At 60.9% G+C, this 11,826-nt stretch carries 10 protein-coding genes and 1 riboswitch; of the genes, 6 read left to right on the forward strand and 4 right to left on the reverse strand.

The window, feature by feature from the left end:
* Positions 1–73: 73 nt before the first annotated feature.
* Positions 74–811: an RsiV family protein gene (locus tag AB4N82_RS07405; protein ID WP_032890438.1), complete on the forward strand. Its 738-nt coding sequence runs from the start codon at positions 74–76 to the stop codon at positions 809–811.
* Here AB4N82_RS07405 and cytX read toward each other — a convergent pair.
* Together cytX and thiC are read right to left on the reverse strand one after the other, a co-directional pair.
* Positions 780–2,069, reverse strand: a complete 1,290-nt coding sequence (gene cytX / locus AB4N82_RS07410) for a putative hydroxymethylpyrimidine transporter CytX (RefSeq protein WP_122764203.1) — start codon at positions 2,067–2,069, stop codon at positions 780–782. The genes AB4N82_RS07405 and cytX overlap by 32 nt on opposite strands.
* 144 nt (positions 2,070–2,213) lie before the next feature.
* Positions 2,214–4,103 carry a phosphomethylpyrimidine synthase ThiC gene (gene thiC, locus AB4N82_RS07415; RefSeq protein WP_095186077.1) on the reverse strand — a complete coding sequence of 630 codons (1,890 nt, stop codon included), beginning with the start codon at positions 4,101–4,103 and terminating at the stop codon, positions 2,214–2,216.
* A 147-nt stretch (positions 4,104–4,250) separates the two neighbouring features.
* Positions 4,251–4,356: riboswitch (TPP riboswitch) on the reverse strand.
* Between the two features lie 196 nt (positions 4,357–4,552).
* On the opposite strand from thiC, the gene AB4N82_RS07420 reads away from it, so the two are divergent.
* Positions 4,553–5,992, forward strand: coding sequence for a TolC family outer membrane protein (locus AB4N82_RS07420; RefSeq protein ID WP_095186078.1), 1,440 nt, complete (start codon positions 4,553–4,555; stop codon positions 5,990–5,992).
* A 122-nt stretch (positions 5,993–6,114) separates the two neighbouring features.
* Here the strand turns inward: AB4N82_RS07420 and waaA are convergent, their stop codons facing one another.
* Together waaA and AB4N82_RS07430 are read right to left on the reverse strand one after the other, a co-directional pair.
* Positions 6,115–7,392: a lipid IV(A) 3-deoxy-D-manno-octulosonic acid transferase gene (gene waaA / locus AB4N82_RS07425; protein WP_122764205.1), complete on the reverse strand. Its 1,278-nt coding sequence runs from the start codon at positions 7,390–7,392 to the stop codon at positions 6,115–6,117.
* 23 nt (positions 7,393–7,415) lie between these two features.
* Positions 7,416–8,300: a LysR family transcriptional regulator gene (locus AB4N82_RS07430; protein WP_122764206.1), complete on the reverse strand. Its 885-nt coding sequence runs from the start codon at positions 8,298–8,300 to the stop codon at positions 7,416–7,418.
* A 103-nt stretch (positions 8,301–8,403) separates the two neighbouring features.
* Here AB4N82_RS07430 and AB4N82_RS07435 point away from each other — a divergent pair, with 103 nt between their 5' ends.
* The 4 genes from AB4N82_RS07435 to AB4N82_RS07450 are packed head-to-tail and all read left to right on the forward strand — an operon-like array spanning position 8,404 to position 11,780.
* Positions 8,404–8,739 carry a DMT family transporter gene (locus tag AB4N82_RS07435; RefSeq protein WP_032890426.1) on the forward strand — a complete coding sequence of 112 codons (336 nt, stop codon included), beginning with the start codon at positions 8,404–8,406 and terminating at the stop codon, positions 8,737–8,739.
* 55 nt (positions 8,740–8,794) lie between these two features.
* On the forward strand, positions 8,795–9,970 hold the full coding sequence (locus AB4N82_RS07440; RefSeq protein ID WP_122764207.1) for an NAD(P)/FAD-dependent oxidoreductase: 1,176 nt from the start codon (positions 8,795–8,797) through the stop codon (positions 9,968–9,970).
* Complete coding sequence (locus AB4N82_RS07445) at positions 9,967–10,779, forward strand: aldo/keto reductase (RefSeq protein ID WP_032890423.1); 813 nt, start codon at positions 9,967–9,969, stop codon at positions 10,777–10,779. The genes AB4N82_RS07440 and AB4N82_RS07445 overlap by 4 nt, the downstream gene beginning before the upstream one ends.
* Positions 10,780–10,820: 41 nt before the next feature.
* Entirely contained in the window at positions 10,821–11,780 is a 960-nt protein-coding gene (locus tag AB4N82_RS07450) for a hypothetical protein (protein WP_032890421.1), read from the forward strand.
* The last annotated feature ends 46 nt before the right edge of the window (positions 11,781–11,826 follow it).

An 11,826-nucleotide genomic window follows, 5' to 3' on the forward strand; every position in this document is an offset into this window, starting at 1 on the left:
AGTGGCGAACTGACTGCCTTGCTGGTAGTCGAAGCTGCACAATTTCGCTCTTATCGATAGACGAAGGACACCCATGTCGCTTTTAAAAATCGCCTCCGTGGCCTGCATCGCCTTGACCCTCGGCGCCTGCCAAAGCTTGTTCCAACCCAACTGGCGTACCCCGCTGGAAGCCACCCGCGACACCACTGAACAAACCCGGCCGGGCTGCGCCAGCGCCGATTGCGCACTGGTGAATATCGACACCGTGCACTTCGCCAAGGAACCCAAGCTGGACGCGCTGATCGAACAGCGCCTGCTGGAAATGACCGGCGCCAACCCGCTGCCGACCAGCCTTGAGACCTATCGCGAGCAATTCCTGAAAACCGCGGCCCCAAGCAACAGCATGTATTTGCAGGCCAAGGTACGGGAGCAGCATGACGGCTTGGTGATCATCGAACTGTCCAGCTATCTGGACCAGGGCGCCACCCATGGCGAGCCAGGCCGCGCATTCATCAACTATTCGCGCCAGCAGCAAAAGGCCCTCTCGCTCACCGACATGCTACTGCCGGGTAAAGAGGACGCCTTCTGGAAAGCCGCCCAAGTGGCACACAACAGTTGGTTGATCAGCACCCGCCTGAGCCTGGAGCCGGAGTTTGTGAAAACCTACCCCTTCCAGAAAACCCCGAACGTTGCGCTGACCTATGGTGGCGTGGTCCTCAAGTACCCCACCACCACCATCGCGCCGTATGCCTTGGGCCATGTCGAGTTGCAGATTCCCTACTCGCGCCTGGACGGCATTCTCAAGCCTGAGCTGGTACCCGCACGCCGCTGAAGGCCCGACCCAGGATGAACTGCAGCAGCCCTGCCAGCACCAGCGCCGGCAGGGTTGCGCCGACATCCGGGTACAGATTGGCCAACAGATGGTAAGTGGCAATGCCACCTAACCAGGCCAACAGCGCCGGCCAACGCAGGCCGGCAACCACACCCTGACCACGACGGCGCAGGATGAAATGATCCACCAGCACCACACCGAACAACGGCGCAAACACTGAGCCGATCAATAGCAGGAAGTTCTGGTACTGGGCCAACGGCGCGAAACAGGCGATCAAGGTGCAGATGACACCGATGGCCAACGCCAGATGCTCGACTTTCAAGCGCAACAGAACCCCGCTGGACACCGCCGCCGAGTGAATATCGGCAAAAGCATTTTCCGACTCGTCCAACAGGATCAGCAGCAGCGGAATCCCCAGGCCGGCGCCAGCCAAAGCCAGGAGCAGCGCGTTCACTTCACCGCTCGGCGCAAATGCCAGGGTGTAGGCCACGCCCAGGCTCATCAGCCAGAAATTACCGATAAAGAAGCCCACCGCGGTGCCGCCGAACACGCTTTTAGCGCGCTTACCGAAACGGGAGTAATCGGCAATCAGCGGTAACCAGGACAGCGGCATGGCGATGGCAATATCGAAGCCCACGGCGAACGGCATCGAACCATCACCGACCTGAGCCCATAGCGCGGCCAAATCAGCCTTGGCGAACAAGTTCCAGGTGAGCCACAGACAGGCGGCGAGCAGCAGCCAGATGCCCCATTTGCGCAGGATCTGACGCACAAAGGTCAATGGACCGCTGACTGCCAGCAGCGTCGCCAAGCCGCCGAAAAACAGCGTCCACAGCAACGGGCTGGCCAGCAGGCTGCCCTCGCTGAATGCTCGCGTGCCCAACAGGCTGGCTGCATCGCGCATCACAATGATTTCGAATGAACCCCAGCCGATCAACTGCAGCAAGTTGAGCAACGCGGGCAGGCTCGCGCCTTTGGCACCGAGGCTGAGCTTGAGCGCGGCCATGGCGGACAGGCCGGTGTCGCTGCCGATCACGCCGACGGCGGCCAGCAACAACACGCCGACCAGAGTGCCGAGGAAGATTGCCAGCAATGAACCCGACAGGCCCAGCCCCAGCGCAAGCAAAGCGCCGGTTTGCAGGACCATCAGGCCAATGCCGAGGGAGAACCATAGTGAGAACAGGTCGCGGGCGCCGAAGACACGTTTGTCTTGGGGGACTGCGATGTCCGGTGAGTAGGTGCTCGGTTGAATGTTCAAGGGTGTTATCTCTGAGGGGCATGTGTTGTTTGAAAGATTGCTATCGGGGGCAAGCCCCCTCCCACATTTTGAATGGCGAACACGTTCAAGTGTGGGAGGAGGCCTGCCCCTGATGAGGCCCTTAAAAGCACCTGCAACCTCGGATCAGACCTTCTTATAAAGCTGACTACCTTCCTGCTTGAACCGCTCCGCCTGCTCCGCCAAGCCCTTGGCCACGTCCACATCCACCGCTTCAATGCGCTGGTTGGCCGCGTATTCACGCACTTCCTGGGTGATTTTCATCGAGCAGAATTTCGGCCCGCACATCGAGCAGAAATGCGCGACCTTGGCCGAGTCCTTCGGCAGGGTTTCATCGTGATAGGAGCGCGCGGTATCAGGGTCAAGGCCGAGGTTGAACTGGTCTTCCCAGCGGAACTCGAAGCGCGCCTTGCTCAAGGCGTTATCGCGGATCTGCGCGCCCGGGTGGCCTTTGGCAAGGTCGGCGGCATGGGCGGCAATCTTGTAGGTGATGATCCCGGTCTTCACGTCATCCTTGTTCGGCAGGCCCAGGTGTTCCTTGGGCGTGACGTAGCACAGCATGGCGCAACCGAACCAACCGATCATCGCCGCACCGATACCGGAGGTGATGTGGTCGTAACCCGGCGCGATGTCGGTGGTCAGTGGCCCGAGGGTGTAGAACGGCGCCTCGTCGCAGCACTCCAGCTGCTTGTCCATGTTCTCTTTGATCAACTGCATCGGTACGTGGCCGGGGCCTTCGATCATGGTTTGCACGTCGTGCTTCCAGGCGGTTTTGGTCAGTTCACCCAGGGTTTCCAGCTCGCCGAACTGCGCGGCGTCGTTGGCGTCGGCAATCGAGCCGGGGCGCAGGCCGTCGCCGAGGGAGAAGCTGACGTCATAGGCCTTCATGATTTCGCAGATTTCGTCGAAATGCGTATAGGTGAAGTTCTCTTTGTGGTGCGCCAGGCACCACTTGGCCATGATCGAACCGCCACGGGACACGATGCCGGTGACGCGCTTGGCAGTCAGCGGCACGTAGCGCAGCAGCACGCCGGCGTGGATGGTGAAGTAGTCGACGCCCTGCTCGGCCTGTTCGATCAAGGTGTCGCGGAACAGCTCCCAAGTCAGGTCTTCGGCGGCGCCGCCGACTTTTTCCAGGGCCTGGTAGATCGGCACGGTACCGATTGGCACTGGCGAGTTACGGATGATCCACTCGCGGGTTTCGTGGATGTGCTTGCCGGTGGACAGGTCCATCACCGTGTCCGAGCCCCAGCGAATGCCCCAGGTGAGTTTCGCCACTTCTTCTTCGATGGACGAACCCAAGGCGCTGTTGCCGATGTTGCCGTTGATCTTCACCAGGAAGTTACGGCCGATGATCATCGGCTCCAACTCGGTGTGGTTGATGTTGGCCGGGATAATTGCGCGGCCACGGGCGATTTCTTCGCGCACAAACTCGGGGGTGATGATTTTCGGCACGCTGGCACCGAAGCTGTGGCCGGCGTGTTGCTGGTCCAACAGACCGCTGGCGCGGGCTTCTTCGAGCTTCATGTTTTCGCGGATGGCGACGTATTCCATCTCGGCGGTGATGATGCCTTTGCGCGCGTAGTGCATCTGGGTGACGTTGGCGCCGGCCTTGGCGCGGCGCGGATTTTTCACATGGGCAAAGCGCAGTGCGGTCAGTTCGGCATCGCTCAGGCGCTGCTGACCGAAATGCGAGCTGAGGCCGGACAGGCGCTCGGTGTCGCCGCGTACTTCGATCCACGGCGAGCGCACATCGCCCAGGCCTTTACGCACGTCGATGATTACATTGGGGTCGGTGTACGGGCCGGAGGTGTCATAGACCACCACGGGCGCGTTGATTTCACCGCCAAAGTCGGTAGGGGTCACGTCCAGGCTGATCTCACGCATCGGCACACGAATGTCCGGGCGAGTGCCTTGTACGTAGATTTTTTGCGAGCGGGTAAACGGCTGCACAGAGCCGGAGTCGACCTTGGCCGATTCACTTAAATGCACAGTGTTTTTTAGTTTTGTAGTCATCACGGGCTCCAACTTATCCAGGCGGTGGATTTTTGTCGGAGCGAACCTGTGACGGATGGACGCACTGAAACCAGTGCTGTGCTTGGCGCACGAGGACTGTTCGATTGTCGAACAGCATCCCGGACGAAGCACAAGAGGACTCGCCGGGTGACGAGAAATCTTGTTCCCTACGCAGGCGTTAACCTGATCAGGTTCAACGGGATCCGGTATTTACCGATCTCAGCCTTCCAACAAGGCACCCCGACAAGAACGCGGCCAGTCTAGACCATGGCGTGGGCAAATTGCCAACAGTGGAGCATTCAGCGTGATGAATGGCGCAATTACAGGATTGTTGTGCCGGGGTCGCGCCACTACACTCGGATGCCGCCTCAAGGCTTGACGCCAGAAATGACCAGCCGTAGCCTTGGGCGCTAAATTATCGCCGTAATATTCACACTAGGGATCGCCTCATGCTGCGCAAACTTTCACTGGCTGTTGCCGTGTCTTGTGCGACCAACGGAATGGTCTGGGCAGCTGAAGCGCCCTTGTCTGCCAGAACCGATCTGGTCAGCGTCTATCAGGAAGCGGTGGATAACAACGCCGACCTGGCCGCCGCCCGCGCCCAATACGGTGCGCAAAAAGAAGTGGTACCCCAGGCCCGCGCCGGGTTGCTGCCGAATCTGTCGGCTGGTGCCGATATCAACAATGTGCGCACCCAGATCGACACGCCCTCGGCCACCGCCAACCGTGACGCCCATTCCTGGCGGGCGACCTTGAGCCAGCCACTGTTCCGCGCCGACCGCTGGTTCCAGCTACAAGCCGCCGAAGCCGTCAACGAGCAGGCCGCATTGCAACTGTCGGCCACCGAACAGAACCTGATTCTGCAGAGCGCCGAAAGTTACTTCGCCGTGCTGCGCGCCCAGGACAACCTGGCCTCCACCAAGGCCGAAGAAAATGCATTCAAGCGCCAACTGGACCAGTCCAACGAGCGCTTCGATGTGGGCTTGTCGGACAAGACCGACGTGCTGCAATCCCAGGCCAGCTACGACACCGCTCGCGCCAACCGGATCCTGGCTCAGCGCCAGGTGGAAGACGCCTTTGAAGCGCTGATTACGCTGACCAACCGCCAATACAACTCGATCCAAGGCATCGTGCACACGTTGCCGGTGTTGCCGCCGCTGCCGAACGACGCCAAGGCGTGGGTCGAAACCGCTGGCCGCCAAAACCTGAATCTGTTGGCCAGCAACTACGCCGTCACCGCCGCTGAAGAAACCCTCAAACAGCGCAAGGCCGGTCATGCGCCGACTCTGGACGCAGTGGCGCAATACGAAAAAGGCGACAACGACGCGCTCGGTTTCAGCAACCCGAATGCTTTCGGCACGCCGTATCGCGGCGACGTCGAGCAGCGCACCATCGGCCTGCGCCTGAGTATCCCGCTGTACAGCGGCGGCCTGACCAGCTCGCAAGTGCGTGAGTCCTACTCACGCCTGGGCCAGACCGAGCAGCAGCGCGAGGGCCTGCGCCGCCAGGTGGTGGAAAATACGCGCAACCTGCACCGCGCGGTGAACACCGATGTGGAGCAGGTGCAAGCTCGCCGCCAGTCGATCATCTCTAACCAGAGCGCGGTGGAAGCCACGGAAATCGGTTACCAGGTGGGTACGCGCAATATCGTCGACGTGCTGGATTCACAGCGCCAGCTCTACTCGTCGGTGCGCAACTACAACAACAGCCGCTACGACTACATCCTCGACAACCTGCGCTTGAAGCAGGCGGCGGGCACCTTGAACCCAGGGGATTTGCAAGACCTGGCACGCTACCTCAAGGCGGACTACAACCCGGACAAGGACTTCCTGCCGCCGGACCTCGCCAAGGCCGCTGCCGAACAACTCAAGGCCCGCCCGGGATACTGAGCACACTACAAAACAACTGTGGGAGGGGGCTTGCTCCCGATAGCAATCTTTCAGGTCAGTCGTTTTGACTGACACTCTGCTATCAGAAGCAAGCGCCCTCCCACCTTTGGATCGGCGCTGGGTCAGCGAGCGATCAATCGGCCCAAACCATCCAGCAACCGCTTCAGCGCGCCCTGATTAGCCTGCATCACTTTGAGCCCCGCCTGCGCCATCTTGCGCGCATCCTGCGGCAGCTCGAACAGCTGTCGCACGGCTTCGGCCAATCCTTCAGCGTCATCCACCTCACGCAACGCACCCGCTTCGCGCATCATCGCGGTGATTTCGAGGAAGTTGAACACATGGGGCCCCATGATCACCGGCTTGGCCAGTGCCGCCGGCTCCAGAGGATTGTGCCCACCGGTCGCCACCAGGCTGCCGCCGACGAAGGCGCTGTCGGCGAGGGCGTAGAGAAACAGCAACTCGCCCATGGTATCGCCGAGCAGCACTGAAGTTTGTGCGCTTACGGGCTCGCCTGTAGAACGGCGCACCGTGGCAAATCCTTGCTGCTTGCACAGCTCGAACATCGGGCCGAAGCGTTCCTGATGACGCGGGACCAGAATCAGTAACGCGTTGGGATAGTGGCTGAGCAACTGACGATGAGCGGCCAACACCACTTCATCTTCACCTTCGTGAGTACTGGCGGCGATCCACACGGGACGCTCGCTGGCGCCCCATTGCTCGCGCAAGGCGGCGGCACGCTCAAGTAGCTGCGGGTCGATGGTCAGGTCGAACTTGATAGAACCGGTCACTTCCACAGTCTCCGGCCGCGCGCCCAGGCTCAAGAAACGTTGGGCCTCGGTGTGCGTCTGCACAGCAAACAAGCTCATTTCAGCCAGCATCGGCGCCGTCAGCTTGGCGAAACGCCCATAGCCCTTGGCAGAGCGCGCCGACAGCCGCGCATTGGCCAGCGCCACCGGAATTCCGCGCTGGGCGCAGGCGTGGATATGATTGGGCCACAGTTCGGTTTCCATGATCACCGCGAGCTTGGGCTGCACGCGATCGAGAAAACGCTTGGCGGCGCACGGCAAGTCATAGGGCAAATAGCAGTGCTGGATACGCGGCTTGTTGGCGAACAACGCCTGGATCCGCTCGGAACCGGTGGGCGTCATGCAAGTGACGGTGATCGGCAGCTGTGGATAACGCTCCAGCAGCCCACGGATCATCGGCGCAGCGGCAATGCTTTCGCCCACTGACACGGCATGCACCCAGATTCCGCCAGGCTGCATCACCGGCAAGCCATAGGAAAACCGCTCGCCCACGCGCCTGGCGTAGGCCGGTGCCTTGCGCGCGCGCAGCCACAGACGTAAAGCCACCAACGGCAGCGCCAGGTAAAACAGACAGCTGTAGAGAGTTCTATTCATGGCCGCGGAGTTTATCCACTTTTTCAATCAATCGCCCGCAGGCACTCGGCAAAACGTTCGGCAAGGAAACGCGCAGCAGGCCCAAGGGGCTCGTCGCGACGCCATACCAGCTCCACCACCAGGGCCGGCGGCGTCCATTCGCTGTCCAGCTCCACCATTTGTTGCTGATAGGTCGGGTATTGCACGATATGCCGCGGCAACCAGGCCCAGCCCAGGCCACTCATCAGCCATTCGGCCAATACGTAGAAACTGTCGGCGCGCCACACCAGCGGACTGGCTGCTTCGCTGCCGGGGTAGACACTGGTCTGAGTCGACATCAACAGCTGCCGGTACTGGGCCAAGCGCTGGCACGTCACGTACCCGTCCTTGGCCAGCGGATGGTTCACGCCGCAGACGGTGACCATTTCCACACTGCCCACCACGCGCCGCTCTAGGGCCTCGGGAATCTGGTCGTGATAGAACAACAGGCCCAGGTCTGCCTTGCGCTCCACCAATTTGCGCGCCACGTCGCCTTGGGCGGCACTGGACAGTTGCACTTCCAGCAACGGGTATTGCACCGCCAGCGCCTCAAGGCTATCGAGCACCGGCTGGAACAACATTGCCTCGTCCTGAGCCAATCGCAGGCAGGCTTCTTCACCACGGGTCAATGACAGCGCGCGGCCATTGAGCCGCTCACATTGGCGCAACACTTCGCGCGCTTCCTCCAGCAACACGCTACCGGCTTCAGTCAGGCGCGGCTGGCGCCCGCTGCTACGCTCAAACAGGCTCACACCCAAGTCCGCTTCCAGCAATGCAATCCCATTGCTTACCGCCGATTGCGCCTTGCGCTGCCCACGCGCCACCGCTGAAAACGAACGCTGCTCGGCGACGTCGACAAATAGACGCATCTGTTCAAGATTCCACTGCATGGCTAACCCATCTTCAAATCGGATAGGTAATGACTTTACCCCATCTGGTAAAGCCCTAAAATGCCGACCTTATCAAGTGCGCTGTACACCGAGGATTGACGCCATGAACCCTGCCTACTACTACCTGGCTATCGCCATTTGCTCGGAAGTGATCGCTACCGTCTCGATGAAAGCCATCAAGGGTTGGAGCACGCCGATCCCGTTGTTGCTGGTAGTTGTCGGCTACGGCGTGGCCTTCTGGATGCTGACGCTGGTGGTGCGCACGGTGCCGGTGGGTGTGGCCTACGCCGTGTGGGCCGGGATGGGTATCGTGATGGTCAGTATCGCGGCGCTGTTTATCTATGGGCAGAAGCTGGATGTCCCGGCGATGCTGGGGATGGGGCTGATTGTGCTGGGCGTGGTGGTCATCCAGTTGTTCTCGAAAACCGCCGGGCACTGACCGCTACTCAACAGCCTGTATACTGCGCCTCTTGTCTTGAACACTGAGGTCGCCCATGCCATCCGTTATTTCCACCGACGTTCTGATTGTCGGCGCCGGGGTTGCCGGCCTCTGGCTGAATGCGCGGCTGCGCCGCCAGGGGTTTTCCACGGTGGTGGTGGAGAGCGCCACCTTGGGTGGCGGGCAAAGCGTGAAGTCCCAGGGGATTATTCACGGCGGTGCGAAATACGCCCTTCATGGCGCCCTTACCGGCGCCTCCGAAGCGATTGCCGACATGCCGCGCCGCTGGCGTGAAGCTTTGGCGGGCAACGGCGAACTGGACCTGTCGGGCGTGCGTTTGCTGTCCGAAGCCCATTACCTGTGGTCCCCCGGTACCCTCGCCGGCAACCTCACCAGTTTTTTTGCCAGCAAGGCCGTGCGTGGCCGTGTCGATCAGGTCAAGGGCGACGACCTGCCACCGGCACTGCAAGACCGCCGCTTCAAGGGCAAGGTGTATCGCCTGGCCGAGTTGGTGGTTGATGTACCAAGCCTGATCGAACGCCTCGCGCAGCTTGCCGGTGACGGCTTGCTTGCAGGTCAACATATCGAACCGCTGCTGGACGCCAACACGCTGGTGGGCTTGAAGGTGGATGGCCGTGAAATCCGCGCCCAGCGCATTGTCTTGAGCGCTGGCGGCGGCACCGCTGAACTGCTGAGCACCCTTGGCCTGAACAATCCGGCCATGCAAAAACGTCCACTGCATATGATCATCGCCAAAGGCCCAGGCCTGAAGCCGCTGTACGCCCACTGTCTGGGTGGCGGCACCAAGCCACGTATCACCGTGACCACCCATCCGGCTGCCGATGGCAACTGGGTGTGGTACATGGGCGGTGATATTGCCGAGGCCGACGGCGTTGCACGTACGCCCGAGGAACAAATCGCCACCGCCCAGAAAGAACTCGCGCAATTGCTGCCTTGGATCGACATGAGCCAAACCCGCTGGGCCACTCTGCGCGTCGACCGCGCCGAACCGCTGCAATCAGGCCTCAGCCGTCCCGACAACGCCTTTGTCGCCGACGAAGGTCGCCTGCTGGTGGGCTGGCCGACCAAACTGGCCTTGGCGCCTGACTTCGCCGATCGCGTAATTAACAGCCTCGAACGTGACGGCATCCGCCCAAGCGCAGTTGAACCGCTGCCGGACCTGCCAAAACCCGCCCTCGGCGTTCCAGCTTGGGAGCAACTGTTGCCATGAGCCTGCCAACTTTGCACGACCTGCATCGCCCTTTGGGCAGCACCGGCATTCTGGTATCGCCGCTGGGCCTGGGCACCGTCAAGCTGGGCCGCGACCAGGGTGTTAAATACCCCAACGGTTTCCAGATTCCGGATGACGACGAAGCGCGAATGCTACTGCGCCAAGCTCGTCAGCTTGGCATCAACCTGATCGACACCGCGCCGGCTTATGGGCGCAGCGAAGAACGCCTGGGGCCGCTGTTACGCGACCAACGTAAGGATTGGGTGATCGTCAGCAAGGTAGGCGAAGAGTTCGAAAATGGTGTCTCCCAGCACGATTTCAGTGCCGCCCACACTCGGCTGTCCATTGAGCGCAGCTTGAAACGACTTGAAACGGATTTTATCGACCTGGTGCTGGTGCATTCCGATGGTAACGACCTGCACATCCTCAACGAGTGCGAGGTCTACCAGACCCTCGCAGAGCTGAAAAAAGAGGGCAAGATTCGCGGTTTCGGCTTCTCCGGCAAAACCGTCGAAGGCGGCGTGAAGGCTCTGGAACAAGGTGATTGCGCGATGGTCACCTACAATTTGAACGAACAGGCGGAGAAAGCCGTCATTGATTATGCAGCGGCCCATGGCAAGGGCATCCTGGTCAAAAAGGCACTGGCCAGCGGCCACGTTTGCCTGGAGCCCGGAATGGATCCAATACATGCCAGTTTCATGCTGTTGTTTGCGCAAACCGGCGTCGCCAGTGCTATTGTCGGGACCATTAATCCGCTGCACCTGGCCCATAACGTGGCGACCGCTGCCAAGGTCATTCGTCAACTCTGATGCCGCCCACGCGGCCGACCCCGTCGCAAAAAGGAGCCGACATGCCGCGAACGCTCATAAGAAAAAACCCCAGCAACTTTAAAACACTGCCGCTGCACGTCGAAGCCACCCCTGAAGGCCTGAGCTATCAGAGCGTGGGCATGCCGCTCAACTTCGCCCAGACCCTGCAACGGCGCAAGCCGGTGGAGGTGGCAGACTCGGAACGTTTCGTGCTGGAACTGGCCAACCTCGGCGTGTCGGTACGCTTGACCCTGCACTGGCAAAACCGCGATTACTGGGTGCTGGTGCGCCAGCGTCGCCAGGACCGTGGGGATGTGGTGCTCAAGCTGATCTCCGGCTACGTCCCGGCCCACGAGCTGAACTTGCCACTGCACACCGCCATCCAGGAGATTGCTGAAGAGTGCCTGCTGGAAACACCCGAAGGCTGGCTCGGCGGGCGCTTCAATGACACCTGGCTGCCGGCGCCCTACTCCGCGGCGCTGCATTACCGCGAAGCGCTGCCGTTTCGCCTGAGCCCGCTATCCGGTGCGGCCCGCCCGGTGCGTTGCGCCACCACCCAGTTGATCGAACGACCACGGGCCTATGTGCATTTGCCCACGGCATCGCTGCAATTGATCTACGACCTTCGCCTGGAAGTGCCGAAGGAAGCCAAGTCGCTGAGCCTGTTCCATGTGGATGAGCGCCTGGAAGGCGACCAGTTGGTCGCGCGCCTGGACCGCAAGCGTCCGGACTTGTACCTGATGCCGCTAAAAGACGGCCAGCCCCTTCCCGAGTTGTACACCGTGAAGAAAGACCAACTGTACCCGGCCAGTACGCGGGGTTTGTACCTGGCGGAAAGCTTCGCCCAGCAGGAAGGCTGGCTGGTGCGGGAAGAGCGCATTCGCTGGAAGGATTGGCTGAGACAGCAAGGTCTGGCGGAGCCGGAGAAGGAGTCGAAGTTGAAGGGATTGGCGCGGCGCGTGTTGCGCAAGATCGTGCCGAAGAAAAAGGCCAAGGGCTAAACTGCAATCTAAATGTGGGAGAGGGCTTGCCACTCCCACATTGAAT

It is taken from the genome of Pseudomonas sp. H1_D04 (assembly GCF_054683855.1).

Bases quoted from the DNA above. Each gene is read 5' to 3' on its own strand.
- AB4N82_RS07405 (WP_032890438.1), top strand. From the start codon at position 74: ATGTCGCTTTTAAAAATCGCCTCCGTGGCCTGCATCGCCTTGACCCTC.
- thiC (WP_095186077.1), bottom strand. From the start codon at position 4,103: ATGACTACAAAACTAAAAAACACTGTGCATTTAAGTGAATCGGCCAAG.
- AB4N82_RS07420 (WP_095186078.1), top strand. From the start codon at position 4,553: ATGCTGCGCAAACTTTCACTGGCTGTTGCCGTGTCTTGTGCGACCAAC.
- waaA (WP_122764205.1), bottom strand. From the start codon at position 7,392: ATGAATAGAACTCTCTACAGCTGTCTGTTTTACCTGGCGCTGCCGTTG.
- AB4N82_RS07430 (WP_122764206.1), bottom strand. From the start codon at position 8,300: ATGCAGTGGAATCTTGAACAGATGCGTCTATTTGTCGACGTCGCCGAG.
- AB4N82_RS07435 (WP_032890426.1), top strand. From the start codon at position 8,404: ATGAACCCTGCCTACTACTACCTGGCTATCGCCATTTGCTCGGAAGTG.
- AB4N82_RS07440 (WP_122764207.1), top strand. From the start codon at position 8,795: ATGCCATCCGTTATTTCCACCGACGTTCTGATTGTCGGCGCCGGGGTT.
- AB4N82_RS07445 (WP_032890423.1), top strand. From the start codon at position 9,967: ATGAGCCTGCCAACTTTGCACGACCTGCATCGCCCTTTGGGCAGCACC.
- AB4N82_RS07450 (WP_032890421.1), top strand. From the start codon at position 10,821: ATGCCGCGAACGCTCATAAGAAAAAACCCCAGCAACTTTAAAACACTG.